Source organism: Methanobrevibacter intestini, assembly GCF_047402955.1.
GTDB classification, from domain to species: domain Archaea; phylum Methanobacteriota; class Methanobacteria; order Methanobacteriales; family Methanobacteriaceae; genus Methanocatella; species Methanocatella intestini.
Map to the genome: position 1 here is coordinate 1,779,014 of NZ_CP187956.1, position 20,239 is coordinate 1,799,252.

The window sequence follows — 20,239 nt, forward strand, 5'->3', positions numbered from 1 at the left end:
AATCTTCATCAATTCTATTTTTCTATTTTTATAAAAACTTATTTAGCGTTTTATTGGATTATTTTTTATTAATTAAAATTTTTATTTTCAAAATAATTTTTAGGATTTAACGCATGTCTGAAAGGGAAGTTTTCATAGCAAAAGAATTAGGCAGTGAAATAAAAAGTGACCATTTAATTAGAAATCTTTTTAAAAATTTAAATAAATTTGACAGAGTTATAATGAATTTTGAAGATGTTAATGTTATAAGTTTATCTCCAGCTTATGAATATGTACTTCAGAGAGTGGCTGCTGAATTTGAAATTGTTGAGATTAATGTTCCTGAAAATATTCAGGGAATATTTGACATTGTTATACCATTTCATAATCTGAATACTGTTGCTGTTAAACAGGAATTAAGTGAAATTGAAAACTGGCCGGATATGAAATATAAATTTTCTGATTTTACTGCAGAAGGAAAGCGAAGAGAGGTAAATAAGATTTCTCAGGAATTAAGGGCAAAACAGGAAGAACTGGTTCAGGTTAATTATGCACTTGATGCTCAAAAGTTAGGGTTTTATGATCCGGAATATGTTTCGAAAAACTATGGAGATTTTAAAGATAAATTAAATTTAATTCGTAAAAAACAGAAGGAATTAGTTTTTGATAATCAAGCTACTGTAATTAATAAAAATAAGGAAATCAGGGGACATTCATTAACTGGCAATATATTTTATTCTTCTATTGTAAAGCTAATGATTAGAAATTTCAATATTGAATCAGAAATGATTATTAGCAATGTGAATTATTTAAATAGATTAAATTCTATAAAAAGATTGGAAAAATCTTTTGATTATATAAATGGATTACATAGAGTATTTAACATTGCATTATCTAAAAAATATCTTGATTTAAAGATTCAGGAATTAAATCTGGTTTCTGATTTTAAATTAAAAGCCAGTGAAGTTGATGATAATTTTACATATGATGAGCCATATCATAATTTAACTTTGGAGCTGATTGACGGCAAGTCTTTTAAATTTCTAATCAGGGGATTAACTAAAGATGATGGTATCAATGTAAAAACAGAAGGTTAGATGACGGAATTGCAATTGAGCGATATGTCTGTGAAAAATGTTTATTGAACTTTGATAAAAAACACTTACCTAAAAATATCTTTGATTTACTGCCTGTAGAAACAATTGAGGAAATTTTTAATTTAATCTGCAATTTTTCAGGAATCTGGCCATAATTTTTGTGTACCTAAAAAATAGTTACATTTATAAATAAGTTATGTAATAACATCATGCAATGGAATAAGTTATTTCATTAAATTTCATAGGGGGTTTTTAATTATGACTCAATTAAAAGAGATTGTTAAAAAAGAAAACATAAACTTGGATGAATATGTAACCTTTGTAACAGATAATCAGGAAGTATTGGCAGCTAATGTTAAATATGTAAAGATTAAACAAAGGCAAGATCATTTAATGGGTATAACATTTACTATAAACCCTAAACAATTGAAGGATGTTAATGAATTTTTTGATTCCTTAACTTCCGGTGAAAGAATTTATTACAATATTAGTCAAACTGGCTATATTCCTGTAAATTACAGGGGAATGTTGCCGATTTCTAAAAATGTAACACATAATCCTGAGGAAACATTTTCAATAACTGTCATGGTAGACCCGGCTATTAATATCCCTAAAGATACTTATGAAGAGCCTACCTGCGATAATTGCGTGTTTCATCATATAAAATAATAGGTGTAAAAGATGGATGATAACGAGATAAGCCCTTATATAACAATGACTAAAGTTCGTTCTGGTGAAAAACTGCAGATTGAACAGAAATATGTTAAAATCAGAGAGGGACAAAACAAATTAATGGCCGTTAGTTATCAAGCTCCAATTTATGAAATGGTTGAACTTGAAAGGTTTTTTGAAGATTTTGCCCCTTCTGAAAAAATAAAATTTAATATTGGTGGGACTGGAAGCATTGGTGTAAATTTCAGAGGCATTATTGAAGGAGGTCAAAAGAATTTCAGCAAAAATATTGACCATAAAATAATACTTTTGGAAGAGTATAAATGTCCTAAAAAAGATGAATATGCTATTCCTAAAAGGTCTTCCAAGTTTGTACCTAAAGTAGCTCAGAAATCCAAATAATATGATAATTTATTATTCTGCAACTGGAAACTGCAAATATGTTGCAAATAGAATAGCTAGTAAAACACGAGATATTGCAAAATCCATGATTGGATATAATGATTCTGTTTATTTGGAAAAAGACGAGTCTTTAGGTATTGTAGTTCATACTCACTTTTGGGGCCTTCCCACATTTGTTGAAGGGTTTTTATCAAAGATTAATATAATATCTGAAGATAAAAATCCTTACATTTTTTTAATTGCTACTTTTGGAACAAGTCCCGGGTACTGCTGAGGATATCTTGCTGATTTAATTGAATCTAAAGGGTTTAATGTATCTGCTAAATTCAGCATTCTAATGGTTGATACATGGGCGCCGGTTTTTAATTTATCAGATAAAGATATAAATTAATAAAAAGACTTTAAATTCTTATAGGCTGATTGAAGATGTAATTTCTAAAATTGCAAGTAAAAATCAGGGGGATTTTGTTAAAAGAAAGTTACCTAAATTTGCCTGTGATATTTTTAGAAAAATCAGCAAATCCAGCAGAAAAACCGGTCATTTGCATATTGATGAAAAATGTAGTGGATGTGGATTATGTAAAAACAACTGTCCAGTTGATGCTATTGAATTACAGATGAAAAAACCAGTATGGATTAAAAATGAGTGTGTTATGTGTTTGAGGTACCTTCATCTGTGTCCCAACTTTGCAATTCAATATGATAATAGAACCAAAAATCATGGACAGTACTTAAATCCACATATATATTCTCTGGATTAATCGATTACACTTGGAACTTCATCTTCTACAGCATCCCATAACTCTGTAGCCCATCCCTGTGAACCGTCAATTACCATATCCAGGAGTCTTACTTTCCCATCTTTGAAACGGAATAGTCTGTAGTCCTGCTGAGATTTTTTAGTAGTTCCTTCTTTATTGCAATCAAGGTATAATCCTTCATCATATTCTTCTTCAAAGTCTCCTGCTTTTACAAAGTCTCCAACAAGTGAATATCCGTTTTTTACTGTTTTATCTAGTTTTTCAACAGTTTTTAACCATCCGCCCTGTGCTCTAAATTTTATATCAGGGTCAATTCTTTTTATTTCTTCGAACCAATTTAATTTCATAATTACCAAATCCTGTTATTTCTAATATTGGTTATTTTTGCATTATAAAAAGAAAGGAAGAGCATTTGAAAAATAATATTTTTTTATAACAATAGTTATATATACTTCTTTTTACAACTATATATTTATATAAACCTAAAAACAAAATTTATTAACATATTTAAAGAAATCCGGTCTTATTATGAATTTATTAGAAAAATTTAACATAGTCCCAAAGGATAAACATCTCTATGATGTTGCATTTACTCATGGGTCTTACGGAACAAAACACGGTTTGGATTATACATATGAAAGATTAGAGTTTTTAGGAGATTCTGTTTTGAATATGATTGTTTCAGAATATTTATATAAACAATATCCTGATTATGAAGAAGGTAAATTAACTAAACTGCGAGCAAATTATGTTTGTCAGGCAGCATTAATTTATTATTCCCATGAATTAGGTTTGGATAAGCATATCAAAATATATGGTGATGACAGCAAAATAACTGAAAATGAGGTTTTGTCAATTACTGCAGATGTTTTTGAATCATTTTTAGGAGCAATATTTTTGGATCAGGGTATAGAATTTGCAAAAAATTATATTTCAAAAATAATATTTCCATATATTGATGCAAAAAAAGTATTTTTCTTTGATTATAAATCAGTAATAAAAGAATACGGTGACGCTCAGGAAGTGGATATTGAATATAAAATACTTGATGAGTGTGGTGTGCCTCATAATAAAACATTTATAATATCTATATTGATTGATGGAAAGGAAATGGGTGTTGGTAAAGGTAAAAATAAAAAAGAAGCTGAACAGGCTGCTTCAAAACAGGCTATGAAAAAATTGAAAATACAGAAATATTAGGTGTTTTAAATGAAAAAAGAATCAGTTGGAGTTGTTCAAACAAAGTATTATAATATTGAAGAGCCAATTGAACTAGAAAGTGGAAAGACTCTTGATAACATCACAGTAGCTTATGAAACTTATGGTGAACTTAACAAAGAAAAGGATAATGCAATTTTAATATGTCATGCATTATCTGGAGATGCACATGCAGCAGGATGGCATGAAGGAGATAAAAAACCGGGATGGTGGGAAATAGTAATAGGCCCTGGAAAAGCTTTGGACAGTGAAAAGTACTTTATAATTTGTTCTAATGTATTAGGTGGATGTAAAGGAACAACAGGTCCATTATCAATTAATCCAAAAACGGGTAAAGAATACGGTCTGGATTTTCCGGTTATTACAATAAAAGACATGGTTAAGGTTCAAAAAAGATTGATTGATGCATTTGGAATTGACAAGTTATCTGCAGTTGTTGGAGGTTCAATGGGAGGAATGCAAACCTTGCAATGGCTTGTTTCATATCCTGAAATGATGAAAAAAGCAGTTGCAATAGCTACAACAGCAAGATCTTCACCACAGCAAATAGCATTTAATGAAGTAGGTCGCCAGTCAATAGTAGGTGATCCAAACTGGAATGGTGGAAATTATTACGGAACAGGTAAAATTCCAAAAGAGGGACTGTCAGTAGCTCGTATGATAGCTCATATTACTTATTTAAGTGATGAATCAATGTATCTTAAATTTGGTAGGGATTTGCAGGATAAGGATGAAATTACATATGATTTATCAATGGATTTTCAGGTTGAAAGTTATCTTCATCATCAGGGAGCAAGCTTTGTAAAACGTTTTGATGCAAATAGCTATTTATATATTACAAAAGCAGTAGATTTATTTGATCTTGCCCAAAACAACTCCTTAATTGATGGTTTTAAAGATGTTAAAGCAAAAGTTGAAATTATTTCAGTAGATTCAGACTGGTTATATCCTGTTGAACAGGGAACAGAAATTCTGACTGCTCTTAGTGCAAATGATGTTGAAGTAAGCTTTTCAGAACTTAAATCTAATTACGGTCATGATGCATTTTTACTTGAAAAAGGACAGCTTAACTATATTTTATCCAAATTCCTGTCAGATAATATAGTTGAAGATTTAATGCTTACAGATGTAGCTACAATCACAGAACAGGCACAAATAGAAGAAGCTGCAAAATTAATGTTTAACCGTAATGTTACTCATATTCCAGTAGTTACAACTGATAAAAAACTGATTGGAATAGTAACCAGCTGGGATTTGTCTAAAGCAATAGCTACAAATTCAAATGATTTAAAGGAAATAATGACAAAAACAGTTAAATTCTGTCATGCAGATGACTCTATTGAATCAACAGCACGTAGAATGAGAAAATTGGATATTTCATGTCTTCCAGTTGTAGATGATGATTTCAAACTAAAAGGAATTATTTCTACTGATCAAATAAGTCATTTAGTATCAGAATATAGGTAGAAAGGTAAAAATCCTTTCTAGCTAACTGCTTTTTTTAATGCCTGGTCAATATCAGCTATCAAATCTTCAGCATCTTCAATACCTACAGACATTCTGATAAAGTCGGGTGTAATTCCCCCTTCAAGCTGTTCTTTTTCGGTCATATTGGAATGAGTGGTACTGGCCGGATGAATAACTAAAGATTTTGCATCACCAATATTAGCTACATGACTTAAAAGCTCAACACTTTCAATAAACTTCTTACCTTCTTCCAAGCCACCTTTAATTCCAAAACCAACAATTCCACCATAATTGCCGTTTAAGTATTTTTCAGCCATTTCATGGTTTTCATTATCTTCAAGACCAGGATAATTAACCCAGGAAACAGCTTCATGATTTTGTAAAAACTTAGCTATTTCTAAAGCATTTTTACAGTGCTGGTTAACTCTTAAGGAGAGAGATTCAATACTTTGCAGGATTAAAAATGCATTAATCGGACTTAAAACAGTACCTAAATCTTTCATTAAATGCACACGGGCTTTGGTGATGTAGGCTTTATTTCCAAAAGCTTCACTATAAATTAAACCGTGATATGCAGGATCAGGTGTGGTAAACTGTGGGAATTTACCATTTGCCCAATTGAAAGTACCTCCATCAACAATAACTCCACCCATGCTGGTTCCAGTTCCTGATAAGAATTTAGTGGCAGAATGAACAACAATATCTGCACCATGTTCCAAAGGCCTGATCATTGTAATAGCTGAAGTATTATCAACAATCAAAGGCAAATCATGCTTATGAGCTATTTTAGCTATTTCTTCAAAATCAGGAATGTCTAATTTTGGATTACCGATGGATTCACAGTAAATTGCTTTGGTATTTTCATTAATTGCATTTTCATAAGCTTCCAGATCATGAGTAGGTACAAAATTTACTTTAATTCCCCAATTAGGCATAGTGTTTTTGAATAAAGTAAATGTACCTCCATAAAGGTTATTTGATGCTACAATTTCATCTCCTGAGTTAGCTATATTTAAAATAGCAAGTAAAATTGCACTCATACCTGTTGACTGTGAAAGAGCTCCAACACCTCCTTCAATGGCAGCTACTCTTTTTTCCAAAACATCTAATGTCGGATTTGATATTCTGGTGTATAAATAACCTTCTTCTTCAAGAGCATATAATTTTTTAGCTTTTTCAGCACTTTCAAAAGCATATGAGCTGGTATGGTATATAGGTGTAGCTCTGGCTCCTGTAACAGGGTCTACTTCTTCACCTGCATGAACTTCTAGAGTTCTCTGTTTGTATTTTTTTTGATTATTCATGTTATTCCTCAACTTTTATTTTTGTTAATCATTTATTATAATTAGTTAGGTAATTATTTATATGATTTTTAGGTGGACGTAATATATTGAACGAATATTATATCATTTAAAGTATTTATTAAACATTTTCGTGTTATTTTTCATATTTTTTAGTTATAACCTAATTGAATATTATTGTTATTTTGAATGATATATAGTTAAAACTGATTATGTATGATATTTTTGCCATATTGGGGGGGGGAAATTATATATTGTTTAATTAAATTCTGTTATTTATAATATTTTGTATAATTAACTTTTTTAATTATAATATTTTGTATAGCTGAATAGAAACATATATACATCATATGTTCCAAATATAATCCTGTAGAATTTTCATGTTCACATAATAATTTACATGAGAAAATTTTTTGAATTCTATAATTGGTGTGTTGATAAAATGGTTAAAAAAATATTCGCTGTTGTAGCGTTAGCTTTATTATTTTTATTAATAATTGGAGCTAGTTCTGCAGCAGACATTGATATAAATAATGATGGAACATTTAGCGATGTTCAAAACGGAATAAATCAGGCTCGGTCTGGTGATACAATTTATTTAAACAATCACACTTTCACAGGATCTGGCAGTGAGATTTCTGTAGATGGTGGATGGTTTTCTAATAAAGATAATATTATTATTGACGGTTCTATTAATCCAAACAAAGGTGGAACTGGTAATGAGATGTCTATATTAGATGCAAAATCAAGTTCTCGTGTGTTTAACATTGGAGCCAGCAGTATAACTTTGAAGAACATTATTATAACTAATGGTAAATATTCCGGACGTGATGCAAATGGTGCTGGTGTTTACAGTTCAGGTTCTAATCTTGTTTTGGAAAATTGTGTTATAAGTAACTGTGAAGCATCATCTAGCTCAAGAGGAGATGTTCATTCTGCATTATATTCAGAAAATACAGTAACATTATCTCGTTGTACTTTGGTTAACAATAAAGCTACCAGTACTTACAATACTGTAACAAATAGTTATGTTGTCAGAACTGCCAGTTTTGACGGGTCAATGACTGACTGTATTGTTCGTGATAATTATGTTTCGTCTATAGGAACAATGGCTATTGGAATTACAATTGTTGGTTCCAGCAGTAATAAAGTGACAAACACTAAATTTATGAACAATTATGCTACATCAACAAAGGGAAATGCATTTGGTGCTGCATTACAGGTATTGGGTACAGTTTCTAATTGTACATTCGAATATAATCAGGCAAATTCGGATGTTAATAATTCCCATGCTGGTGCACTTTGTTTCAGACCTGGAAGTACTGTTTATAACTGTACTTTTATAGGCAATATTGCATATATGGGAGCGGCTACCACTTTCCATGCAAGCGGTGAATTGAAAGATTGTATATTTATTAACAACACTGCAACCGGTTTTGGTGGTGCAATCTCTACCGGATATGACGGTACTACAGGTCAAAAGGTAAAAATTTCAAATTCTTATTTTGAAGGAAACGCTGCACCTATCGGTGGTGCTATTACTACTCACGGTAACGATATAACTGTAGATAACTCCACATTCATATCAAATAAAGCTGCTGATGATGGTGGAGCTGTTTATGTTGTTGATGATGGAATCACTGTTTTAAATTCTAATTTTGGAAATAACTCTGCTAAAAACCATGCCGGAGCTATTTATGTAAAAGGAAATAATGTTAAAATTCAAAATGCAACATTTGTAAATAATTCTGCACACTTCGCAGGTGCTGTGAGGGTGGAAGGAAATTATGTTAATGTTTTGAACGCTACTTTTATAAGAAATAAAGCTATTTCTGATGGTGTTTCAAAATCTCAAGCAGGAGCTTTAGGAATCAGTGGAAATAATGTTAATATAGACAGTTCTTACTTTGCAAATAACACTGTAGAAGGTGATGCAGGAGCTATAGGTGTAAAAGGAAGTCATATAAAAGTAACCAATTCACAGTTCTACTCCAACCATGCTAATCCATTTAACAATGATTTAAATACTGGTTTAGGTGGAGCTATATATACTATGGGTAATAATATAACTTATGATAATGCAATATTCAGATATAATACAGCTGTTAACGGTTCTGCTTTATTTGTAGACGGTGTAACTTCTCTTAAAAATATTGTATTTTACAGAAACCAGGCTTATACTTATGCATTGCCTATTATTGTTCAAAATCCGAAAAATCCTTATGGAGTAACTGTTAATGTTACTGTAGTGATTATTGGTGGAAACAATATTGCAAATGCAATACATCATGTAGGTCAGCTTAATGATATTTCATTTGATAATGTAACTTACTTATTTAATGTAAACGGAACAATCATGAACAGAACAACCGGAGCAGATGAACTTCATCCGGTTGATGGTGTGGAAAACAGTAAAAACGGTACTTTAATCTATAGGGATGAACGTGAAAATACTCAGTCAATCAATCCGATTGTTTTTTATGATGAAGACGGAAACATTATTTACAATGAAACTTTAATCTCTTCAATTTATGGTGATGTCAGGTTTTCATTAAGCGGTCTTGCTCCTGGTAATTATACCATTAAAGCAGAACATCCTGAAGATCTCTTTTATAAAGCTATCAAAAATGAAACTAATTTTGAAGTAGTTGGTTTTGTTGATTTGGATGTTGATATTACAACTGATAAAAATTATTATGGATTAGACGAGGAAGTTGAATGGACTATTAGTTTAACTAACCATGGTCCGCATACTGACAATTATTGTTATGTAAATGGAATTAAACTTGATGATATTGTTGGTTTTACTCCTTCAAAAGGTACTTTTGATGCAGCTACAGGTGTATGGAATGTTGGAAAATTAGCCAAAAATGAAGTTGTTACTCTCAAAGTTAAAACAAAAACTACAAGTCTTGGCACTATTACTCTAACTGTTAATGCAGTAAACAGTACTGAAGATACTAACATAAGTAACAATGTGGCTACTAAAACCATATACATACAAGAACAGCCTAAGGTAGTTCCTACAAAAGATGTAAATGTTACTAACCCTAACTATGGTGATAAAGTTAAATACACTATAGTAATAAGTAATGTTGGTAAAATTGCTGCGGATGTAACTTTAAGAGATATTCTTGATGAAGGTTTAATATTTGCCGGTGCTAGTGGCAATTATGAATATGATTCTACTACCCGTACTATTACCTGGAATATTGGCGGTTTGCCTGTAGGTCAAAACTTAACATTCTATGTATATGCTACTGTAAATGCTTATGGTGTTTTAAACAATACAGTTGCTGTTGGAGACAATACTTTTATAAGAAATGTAACTGTTCCTGAAATTACTCCGGATAAAACCATTGACAATGATTCACCTAATTTCGGTGATAAGGTATCTTATACTGTTACTGTTACCAATGGTGAGTTTGGAGCTAATAATGTTGTTGTTAAGGATACTGTTGGAGAAGGATTAACTGTTACTGGCATTAGTGATAACGGTCAATATGATCCTATTACCCGAACTATCACTTGGATTGTTGACTTAGCTAAAAACGAAGTAAAAACATTTACTGTTGAAGCTACTGTTTCAGGCTATGGAAATATATCTAACAAAGTTGTTGTTGGAAATAAAACAATCTTTAAAAATATAGATGTACCTGAAATTACTCCTAAAAAAGATGTTAACAATACAACTCCTAATTTCGGTGAAAATGTAGCTTATACTATTGTTGTTTCTAATGATGGTATTGCTGATGCTAAGGATGTTGTTGTAAAAGATGTTCTTGCAAAAGGACTTAAGTTCATTGAAGCTAATTATAATGGTGTTTATGATAAATCTACACATACTGTAACTTGGATTTTAGATATTAACGCAAAAGATAAAGTTACTTTAAATGTAACTGCTGCTGTAGATGCTTATGGTGTTTTAAACAACAATGTGACTATTGGTGATAAAACAAGTTCTGTTGATATTACAGTTCCTGAAATTATTCCTGATAAAACAGCTAATACAACTAACACTAATTATGGTGATGATGTAACTTATAGTGTCATTGTCACTAATGATGGTGATGTAGATGCTAAAGATGTTATCATTGTTGATCAGTTAGGTAATGACCTTAAATATGTCAGTTCTTCAGATGGTGGTGTTTGGGATGAAAAAACCAACACTGTTACTTGGATTATTGATTTATCTAAAGGTGAAACTAAAACATTTACTGTTGTAGCTACTGTAGTCGGATACGGCAATGTAACTAACTCTTTAACTGTCGGAAATAAAACTTCTAAAATAAATGTTACTGTTCCCGAAATTACTCCGGATAAAACTGTAGATAACGAAAACCCTAATTTTGGCGATAATGTAACTTATACTATTGTTGTTTCTAATGATGGTATTGCTGATGCTAAGAATGTTGTTGTAAAAGATGTTCTTGCAGAAGGTCTTAAGTTTATTGAAGCTAATTATAATGGTGTTTATGATGAAGCTACAAGAACTGTAACTTGGATTGTGGATATTAATGCTAAAAATCATGTTGATTTAACTGTTAAAGTTAAGGTTGAAGATTATGGTGTTTTAAACAACAATGTAACTATAGGTAATAAAACCAGTTTCGTAAACATTACAGTTCCTGAAATTATTCCTGATAAAACTGCAAGTATTGATAATCCTAACTTTGGTGATGAAATAACATACACTGTTAATATTACCAATGCAGGTAAAGTTAATGCTAATAATGTAGTTGTTCATGATGTTTTAGGTGAAGGTTTAGAACTTATTTCAGCAGATGGTGGGGTATATGATGATAAAACTCGCACTATTACATGGACTGTTAATCTAAATTCCGGTGAAACCAAATCATTTAAAGTAGTTGCTAAAGTAATCGGATATGGGAATGTAACCAACTCTTTAGTTGTAGGTAATAAAACCTCTGCTGTAGATGTTAATGTTCCTGAAATTATCCCAAGTAAAGATGCTAATAATAAAGCTCCTAACTTTGGTGATAGCATAGATTACACAATTACTGTTAATAACATTGGTAAAGCAGATGCTAAAAATGTTGTTGTTGTAGACCATTTAGCTAAAGGATTGAAATATATCAGTTCTTCTGATAATGGTGTTTATGATGCAGCTACCCATACTGTTACATGGGTAATTGATATTGCTGCAGACAGTTCATTTGATTTGACTGTAACTGCTGCTGCTAATGAATATGGTGTTTTAACCAATATTGTATCTGTTGGAGATAAAAGCGCTTCTGTAGATGTAAATGTTCCTGAAATTATTCCTAACAAAACTGCAGACATTGAAAATCCTAACTTTGGTGACAATGTAACATATACTGTAACAGTCACTAATGGCGGAAATGCAGATGCTAAAGCAGTTGTTGTTCATGATGTTTTAGGTAAAGGTCTTAAATTTGTTTCAGCTACTGGTAATTACACCTTTGATGAAGCTACTAACACTATTACATGGATTGTTGATGTAGCAGCAGGTAAAACAGAAACATTTAATGTTGTAGCTACTGTTATCAACTATGGTAATGTAACTAACTCTTTAGTTGTCGGTAACAAAACATTCAGTAAAAATGTAACTGTACCTGAAATTACTCCGGACAAAACAGTAGACAATGAAAATCCTAATTTCGGAGATACTGTAACTTATACTGTTACTGTTAAAAACGAAGGAGATGGAAATGCTGCTGATGTAGTTATTGTTGATACTCTTGGTAAAGGTTTAGAATATATCAGTTCTACTGGTAACTATGATAATAAAACTAATACAATTACCTGGAAAGTTAACCTGGCTTCTGGAGAAACTAAAACATTTACTGTTGTTGCTAAAATCGTCGGATACACAGATGTAACCAATGAAGTAACTGTTGGTAATAAAACAGCTATTGTAAATGTAGATATACCTGAAATTATTCCTACTAAAGATGTTAACAATACAACTCCTAACTTTGGAGATACAGTTGAATACACTGTAACTGTTAACAATAATGCAAATACCGCTGCAAAACAAGTTGTCATAGTTGATACTCTTGGTAAAGGTTTAAAATTCATTAATGCAAGCCATAACGGTAAATATGATGAAGTTACAAGAACCATTACATGGATTGTTGATTTGGATGCTGGTGAAAGTGTTGTATTTAGTGTAAATGCTACTGTTGAAGCATATGGAAACATAAATAACACAGTAGTTGTAGGAAACAAGTCATTTACTAAAAATATTACAGTACCTGAAATTACTCCAATTAAAAAAGTTGAAATTACTAATCCTAATTTCGGTGAAGAAATAACTTATTTCGTTTCTGTTTTCAACAGTGCTGTTGTTGATGCTAAGAATGTAGTTGTTGTGGATCATTTGGATAAAGGATTGAAATATGTCAGTTCCTCCAATAATGGTGTTTATGATGCAGCTACTCATACTGTTACCTGGATAGTTGACATTGATGCAGACAGTTCCATTGATTTGACTGTAACTGCTGTTGCTGATGAGTATGGTGTTTTAACCAACATTGTATCTGTTGGAGATAAAAGCGCTTCTGCTGATGTGACTGTTCCTGAAATTATTCCTGGTAAGTCTGTTGATGTTGAAAATCCTAATTTTGGTGATACTGTAACTTATACTGTTACTGTTACCAATAATGGTGTTGGTGATGCTAAACAGGTTGTTGTTAGGGATACTCTTGATAAAGGATTGAAATTTGTTAAAGCTACTGGTAAGTATACTTTTGATGAATCTACTAATACTGTTACATGGATTGTTGATTTGGCTAATGGTGAGTCTCAAACTTTCTATGTGACTGCTGTTGCTGAAGCTTATGGTGTTTTATCTAACAATGTATTTGTTGGGGATAAAAGTGCTTCTGCTGATGTGACTGTTCCTGAAATTATTCCTGGTAAGTCTGTTGATGTTGAAAATCCTAATTTCGGTGATACTGTAACTTACACTGTTACTGTTACCAATAATGGTATTGTTGATGCTAAGAATGTAGTTGTTGTGGATCATTTGGATAAAAGATTGAAATATTTCAGTTCTTCTGATAATGGTGTTTATGATGCAGCTACTCATACTGTTACCTGGATAGTTGACATTGATATAGGCAGTTCCATTGATTTGACTGTAACTGCTGTTGCTGATGAGTATGGTGTTTTAACTAATGATGTAACTGTTGGGGATAAAAGTGCTTCTGCTGATGTGACTGTTCCTGAAATCACTCTTGATAAAACAGTTAATATTACTAATCCTAACTTTGGCGATAAAGTGGAATACACTATCACAGTTAGCAATAATGGTGTTGGTGATGCTAAACAGGTTGTTGTCGTTGATACTTTAAATGAAGGATTAACCTTTGTAAGTGCTTCTGATAATGGTGTTTGGAATCCTTTTAAACGTACTGTTACTTGGACTGTTGATTTGGCTAAAGGTGAATTTAAAGTATTTAATGTGATTGCTACTGTTTCAGCTTATGGAAACATACTTAATACTGTTGTTGTTGGAGACAAATCAAGTTCTGTAAATATTGCAGTGCCTGAAATTATTCCAGGTAAGTCTGTTGATGTTGAAAATCCTAATTTCGGTGATACTGTAACTTATACTGTTGTTGTTACCAATGATGGTGTTGGTGATGCTAAACAGGTTGTTGTTAGGGATACTCTTGATAAAGGATTGAAATTTATTAAAGCTACAGGTACTTACACTTGGGATGAAGATAGTCGCACTATTACGTGGATTGTTGATTTGACTAAAGGTGAATCTCAAACTTTCTATGTGACTGCTGTTGCTGATGAGTATGGTGTTTTAACCAATGATGTAACTGTTGGGGATAACACTGCTTCTGCTGATGTGACTGTTCCTGAAATTATTCCTGATAAAATTGTAGATATTACTAATCCTAATTTCGGTGATGCTGTAACTTATACTGTTACTGTTACCAATAATGGAATTTGGGATGCAAACAATGTAGTTGTCAAAGATGTTTTAGGTGAAGGTCTTAAATTTGTTTCAGCTACTGGGGAGTATACTTGGGATGAAGATAGTCGCACTGTTACATGGGTTGTTGATTTGGCTAAAGGTGAAAGCAAAGTATTTACTGTTAATGCTACTGTTAGTGGTTATGGAAATGTTTCTAACTCTTTAGTTGTTGGTAATAAAACTGCTTCTGTTAATGTGACTGTTCCTGAGATTATTCCTGATAAAACAGTTAATATTGCTAATCCTAATTTCGGTGATAATGTGACTTATACTGTTACTGTTTCTAATGAGGGTATTGGTGATGCTAAAGGTGTTGTTGTTCGTGATGTTTTAGGTGAAGGTTTAGTTTTCGTTAGTGCTTCAAATGGTGGAGTATATGATGAAACTACACGTATTATTACATGGATTGTTGATTTGGCTAAAGGTGAAAGCAAAGTATTTACTGTTAATGCTACTGTTAATGCTTATGGAAACATTCTTAATACTGTTGTTGTTGGAGACAAATCAAGTTCTGTAAATATTGCAGTGCCTGAAATTATTCCGGGTAAGTCTGTTGATGTTGAAAATCCTAATTTCGGTGATACTGTAACTTACACTGTTACTGTTACCAATAATGGAATTGTTAATGCTAAGAATGTAGTTGTTGTGGATTATTTGGATAAAGGATTGAAATATGTCGGTTCTTCTAATAATGGTGTTTATGATGCAGCTACTCATGCTGTTACCTGGATAGTTGACATTGATGCAGGTAGTTTCATTGATTTGACTGTAACTGCTGTTGCTGATGAGTATGGTCTTTTAACCAACATTGTATCTGTTGGGGATAAAAGTGCTTCTGCTGATGTGACTGTTTCTGAAATTACCTCTGATAAAACAGCTAATATTACTAATCCTAACTTTGGCGATAAGGTAGATTACACTATTAAAGTTACTAATGTTGGTATTGGTGATGCTAAAGGTGTTGTTGTTCGTGATGTTTTAGGTGAAGGTCTTAAATTTGTTTCAGCTACTGGGGAGTATACTTGGGATGAAGATAGTCGCACTATTATCTGGATTGTTGATTTGGCTAAAGGTGAATCTAAAATTTTCCATGTAATTGCTGTTGCTGAAGCTTATGGTGTTTTATCTAACAATGTATTTGTTGGGGATAAAAGTGCTTCTGCTGATGTGACTGTTCCTGAGATCATTCCTGATAAAACAGCTAATATTGCTAATCCTAATTTCGGTGATGATGTGACTTATACTGTTACTGTTTCTAATGAGGGTATTGGTGATGCTAAAGGTGTTGTTGTTCGTGATGTTTTAGGTGAAGGTCTTAAGTTTGTTTCAGCTACTGGTAATTATACCTTTGATGAAGCTACTAATACAATTACATGGATTGTTGATTTAGCTAAAGGTGAATCCAAAACATTTAAAGTAAATGCTACAGTTTCCGGATATGGAAATGTTACTAATTCATTGGTTGTTGGTAATAAGACTGCTGGTGTTAATGTGACTGTTCCTGAGATTAATCCTGATAAAACAGTTAATGTTGCTAATCCTAATTTCGGTGATGATGTAACTTACTCTGTTACTGTTACTAATATTGGTATTGGTGATGCTAAAGGTGTTGTTGTTAAAGATACTCTTGGTAAAGGATTGAAATTTATTAGTGCTACTGGTAATTATACCTTTGATGAAGCTACTAATACTATTACTTGGATTATTGATTTAGCTAAAGGTGAAAGTAAAGTCTTTACTGTTAATGCTACTGTTGATGCTTATGGAAATGTTTCTAATTCTTTAGTTGTTGGTAATAAGACTGCTGGTGTTAATGTGACTGTTCCTGAGATTAATCCTGATAAAACAGTTAATGTTGCTAATCCTAACTTTGGTGATGATGTAACTTACTCTGTTACTGTTTCTAATGAGGGTATTGGTGATGCTAAAGGTGTTGTTGTTCGTGATGTTTTAGGTGAAGGTCTTAAGTTTGTTTCAGCTACTGGTAATTATACCTTTGATGAAGCTACTAATACAATTACATGGATTGTTGATTTAGCTAAAGGTGAATCCAAAACATTTAAAGTAAATGCTACAGTTTCCGGATATGGAAATGTTACTAATTCATTGGTTGTTGGTAATAAGACTGCTGGTGTTAATGTGACTGTTCCTGAGATTAATCCTAACAAGACTGTAAGTATTGAAAATCCTAACTTTGGTGATGATGTAACTTATACTGTTACTGTTTCTAATGATGGTATTGGTGATGCTAAAGGTGTTGTTGTTAAAGATACTCTTGGTAAAGGATTGAAATTTATTAGTGCTACTGGTAATTACACCTTTGATGAAGCTACTAATACTATTACTTGGATTATTGATTTAGCTAAAGGAGAAAGTAAAACTTTCTATGTAAATGCAATTGTTAATGCTTACGGAAATGTTACTAACTCTTTAGTTGTCGGTAATAAGACAGCTTCTGTTAATGTGACTGTTCCTGAGATTAATCCTAACAAGACTGTAAGTATTGAAAATCCTAATTTCGGTGATAATGTAACTTACACTGTTAGCGTTTCTAATGTTGGTATTGGTGATGCTAAAGGTGTTGTTGTTCGTGATGTTTTAGGTGAAGGTTTAGTTTTCGTTAGTGCTTCAGATGGCGGAGTATATGATGAAATTACCCGTATTATTACTTGGATTGTTGATTTAGCTAAAGGTGAAAGTAAATTCTTTACTGTTAATGCTACTGTTGATGCTTATGGAAATGTTTCTAACTCTTTAGTTGTTGGTAATAAGACTGCTGGTGTTAATGTGACTGTTCCTGAGATCATTCCTGATAAAACAGTTAATGTTGCTAATCCTAATTTCGGTGATAATGTGACTTATACTGTTACTGTTTCTAATGAGGGTATTGGTGATGCTAAAGCTGTTGTTGTTCGTGATGTTTTAGGTGAAGGTCTTAAGTTTGTTTCAGCTACTGGTAATTATACCTTTGATGAAGCTACTAATACAATTACATGGATTGTTGATTTGGCTAAAGGAGAAAGTAGAACTTTCTATGTAAATGCTACTGTTAGTGGTTATGGAAATGTTACTAATTCATTGGTTGTTGGTAATAAGACAGCTTCTGTTAATGTGACTGTTCCTGAAATTAACCCTAACAAGACTGCAAATATTGAAAATCCTAACTTTGGCGATAATGTAACTTATACTGTTACTGTTTCTAATGATGGTATTGGTGATGCAAACAATGTTGTTATTGTTGATAGGCTTGGTGAAGGTTTGACCTTTGTAAGTGCTTCTGATAATGGTGTTTGGGATCCTGTTAAACGTACTGTTACTTGGATTGTTGATTTGGCTAAAGGAGAAAGTAGAACTTTCTATGTAAATGCTACTGTTGATGCTTATGGAAATGTTTCTAACTCTTTAGTTGTTGGTAATAAGACAGCTTCTGTTAATGTGACTGTTCCTGAAATTAACCCTAACAAGACTGCAAATATTGAAAATCCTAACTTTGGCGATAATGTGACTTATACTGTTACTGTTTCTAATGTTGGTATTGGTGATGCAAACAATGTTGTGGTTAAAGATACTCTTGGTAAAGGATTGAAATTTATTAGTGCTACTGGTAATTATACATTTGATGAAGCTACTAACACAATTACATGGATTGTTGATTTAGCTAAAGGTGAATCCAAAACATTTAAAGTAAATGCTACAGTTTCCGGATATGGAAATGTAACAAATACTGTAATTGTTGGCAATAAAACATTTAACAAAAATGTAACAGTTCCTGAAATCAATTCAAACAAAACAGTTAACAATGAAATTCCTAATTTCGGTGATAATGTAACTTATAGTGTAACAGTCACTAATGATGGAATTGGTGATGCTAACAATGTAGTTGTTTGTGATATTTTAGGTAAAGGATTAAAATTCTTAAATGCAGATGGAAATTTCACATATGATGAAAAAACTGGTACAATTACTTGGATTGTTGATTTGGTTAAAGGCGAAACTAAAACATTTAATGTAAATGTTACTGTTTTAAGCTATGGTGATTTATCTAACAAAGTAGTTGTGGGAAATAAAACAGTTATCAAAAACATTACAGTACCTGAAATTAACCCGGGAAAAGAAATTAACATTGAAGTTCCAAACTTCGGTGATAATGTAACATACACTGTAATTGTAAACAACACCGGAAAAGTCAATGCTACTGATGTTGTTGTAGCTGATAAATTAGGTGAAGGTTTAACTTTTGTTAATGCTTCAAATGGTGGAGTATACAATGAAACTACTCGTACAATCACTTGGATTATTAACTTAACTGCTGGTGAAACCAAATATTTATATGTAAATACCACAGTTTCAGCATACGGCAATATAACTAACAGTGTAATTGTTGGCAACAAAACATTTAACAAAAACGTAACAGTTCCTGAAATAATCCCTGTAAAAGAAGTTAATTCCTCTGATATCCATATTGGAGATGAAATAACTTACACTATTGCTGTTTCAAATCCTGGAAAAACCAATGCAACAAATATCGTAATTAAAGATGTACTTCCTGAAGGATTAAAATTCATTAATGCTTCAAATGGCGGAGTATATGATCCAGCTACTGGGATTATTACATGGATTGTAAACATTACAGCTAATTCAACTGTTGATTTAACTGTTGTAGCTAATGTAACTAAATCAGGAAATATTACAAATACTGTAAATGTTGGAAACAAAACTGCTAACTGCACTATTGAATCAAAGGATATTGCTGATTTGGAAATACACATAGTTGCTGACAAATCTGAAATATACATTGGGGACTCTGTTGTCTGCACAGTTACTGTCATAAATAACGGACCAAGCGATGCAATAAATACAATTGCTAATGTACTTGTACCAAATACTTTAAGCATTATTTCATATAATGCAACAAAAGGAACATTTGACATAACTTCTGGCAAATGGTATGTAGGAAACTTAACAAATGGTGAAAAAGTCGTATTAACATTTGTAGCTAAAGCATTAAATGAAGGCAATTCAACAGTATATGTTAATGTAACAAGCGAAACATTTGAGGTAATCTTGGAAAACAACTACGACAATGTAACTGTTAAAGTCCTTAAAAAAGCAGCTCCAATCGGTCCGGATAAACCAGTTCATCCAGACGATTCATCTTCAGCTGATGATGGTTCATCTTCAGATGCAGGTAGTGAATCTGTAAGCTTACCAAATACAGGAAATCCACTAGCAATATTGCTCTTATGTATTTTAAGTGTAATATTCGCGGGATCTAGAAAAAGAAAATTATAATTTATTTGTGATTTGGGTTTAAATACTCAAATCAGCTTTTTTTATTTTTTTAAGATTATCTATTTTTTCATT

10 protein-coding genes are annotated in these 20,239 nt (G+C 32.0%); 8 read left to right on the forward strand and 2 right to left on the reverse strand.

The genetic code is table 11. The features are described 5' to 3' along the window. The first annotated feature begins 113 nt into the window (after window positions 1-113). The 5 genes from ACMC9J_RS08410 to ACMC9J_RS08430 all read left to right on the forward strand — a co-directional run bounded on the left by ACMC9J_RS08410 (window position 114) and on the right by ACMC9J_RS08430 (window position 2,911). The gene (locus ACMC9J_RS08410) at window positions 114-1,076 is read left to right on the forward strand and encodes a DUF4041 domain-containing protein (RefSeq protein ID WP_427003219.1); all 963 of its coding nucleotides are present in this window, start codon (window positions 114-116) and stop codon (window positions 1,074-1,076) included. A 258-nt stretch (window positions 1,077-1,334) separates the two neighbouring features. Then, window positions 1,335-1,745 (forward strand): hypothetical protein, encoded by a 411-nt coding sequence (locus ACMC9J_RS08415; protein WP_019264111.1) that lies wholly within the window; start codon window positions 1,335-1,337, stop codon window positions 1,743-1,745. A 12-nt stretch (window positions 1,746-1,757) separates the two neighbouring features. Further along, the gene (locus ACMC9J_RS08420) at window positions 1,758-2,150 is read left to right on the forward strand and encodes a hypothetical protein (RefSeq protein WP_019267528.1); all 393 of its coding nucleotides are present in this window, start codon (window positions 1,758-1,760) and stop codon (window positions 2,148-2,150) included. Between the two features lies 1 nt (window position 2,151). Next, window positions 2,152-2,424 (forward strand): hypothetical protein, encoded by a 273-nt coding sequence (locus ACMC9J_RS08425; protein ID WP_427003220.1) that lies wholly within the window; start codon window positions 2,152-2,154, stop codon window positions 2,422-2,424. A 166-nt stretch (window positions 2,425-2,590) separates the two neighbouring features. Beyond that, entirely contained in the window at window positions 2,591-2,911 is a 321-nt protein-coding gene (locus tag ACMC9J_RS08430) for an EFR1 family ferrodoxin (protein WP_427003645.1), read from the forward strand. Here ACMC9J_RS08430 and ACMC9J_RS08435 read toward each other — a convergent pair. Then, window positions 2,908-3,258 (reverse strand): hypothetical protein, encoded by a 351-nt coding sequence (locus tag ACMC9J_RS08435; RefSeq protein ID WP_019264107.1) that lies wholly within the window; start codon window positions 3,256-3,258, stop codon window positions 2,908-2,910. The genes ACMC9J_RS08430 and ACMC9J_RS08435 overlap by 4 nt on opposite strands. Before the next feature lie 181 nt (window positions 3,259-3,439). Between ACMC9J_RS08435 and rnc the strand changes: the two genes are divergently transcribed. After that, a complete protein-coding gene (gene rnc / locus ACMC9J_RS08440) occupies window positions 3,440-4,111 on the forward strand; it encodes a ribonuclease III (RefSeq protein ID WP_019264106.1) in 672 nt (223 codons plus the stop codon). 9 nt (window positions 4,112-4,120) lie between these two features. Continuing rightward, window positions 4,121-5,596: a homoserine O-acetyltransferase MetX gene (metX, locus tag ACMC9J_RS08445; protein WP_427003221.1), complete on the forward strand. Its 1,476-nt coding sequence runs from the start codon at window positions 4,121-4,123 to the stop codon at window positions 5,594-5,596. 17 nt (window positions 5,597-5,613) lie between these two features. Here metX and ACMC9J_RS08450 read toward each other — a convergent pair whose 3' ends face one another. After that, entirely contained in the window at window positions 5,614-6,900 is a 1,287-nt protein-coding gene (locus ACMC9J_RS08450; RefSeq protein ID WP_427003222.1) for an O-acetylhomoserine aminocarboxypropyltransferase/cysteine synthase family protein, read from the reverse strand. Window positions 6,901-7,339: 439 nt separating this feature from the next. On the opposite strand from ACMC9J_RS08450, the gene ACMC9J_RS08455 reads away from it, so the two are divergent. Beyond that, on the forward strand, window positions 7,340-20,167 hold the full coding sequence (locus ACMC9J_RS08455; protein ID WP_427003223.1) for a hypothetical protein: 12,828 nt from the start codon (window positions 7,340-7,342) through the stop codon (window positions 20,165-20,167). Window positions 20,168-20,239 lie beyond the last annotated feature (72 nt).

Coding starts and splice junctions, on each gene's coding strand:
- rnc (WP_019264106.1), top strand. CDS start 3,440: ATGAATTTATTAGAAAAATTTAACATAGTCCCAAAGGATAAACATCTC.
- ACMC9J_RS08455 (WP_427003223.1), top strand. CDS start 7,340: ATGGTTAAAAAAATATTCGCTGTTGTAGCGTTAGCTTTATTATTTTTA.
- ACMC9J_RS08415 (WP_019264111.1), top strand. CDS start 1,335: ATGACTCAATTAAAAGAGATTGTTAAAAAAGAAAACATAAACTTGGAT.
- ACMC9J_RS08420 (WP_019267528.1), top strand. CDS start 1,758: ATGGATGATAACGAGATAAGCCCTTATATAACAATGACTAAAGTTCGT.
- ACMC9J_RS08410 (WP_427003219.1), top strand. CDS start 114: ATGTCTGAAAGGGAAGTTTTCATAGCAAAAGAATTAGGCAGTGAAATA.
- ACMC9J_RS08435 (WP_019264107.1), bottom strand. CDS start 3,258: ATGAAATTAAATTGGTTCGAAGAAATAAAAAGAATTGACCCTGATATA.
- ACMC9J_RS08450 (WP_427003222.1), bottom strand. CDS start 6,900: ATGAATAATCAAAAAAAATACAAACAGAGAACTCTAGAAGTTCATGCA.
- metX (WP_427003221.1), top strand. CDS start 4,121: ATGAAAAAAGAATCAGTTGGAGTTGTTCAAACAAAGTATTATAATATT.
- ACMC9J_RS08425 (WP_427003220.1), top strand. CDS start 2,152: ATGATAATTTATTATTCTGCAACTGGAAACTGCAAATATGTTGCAAAT.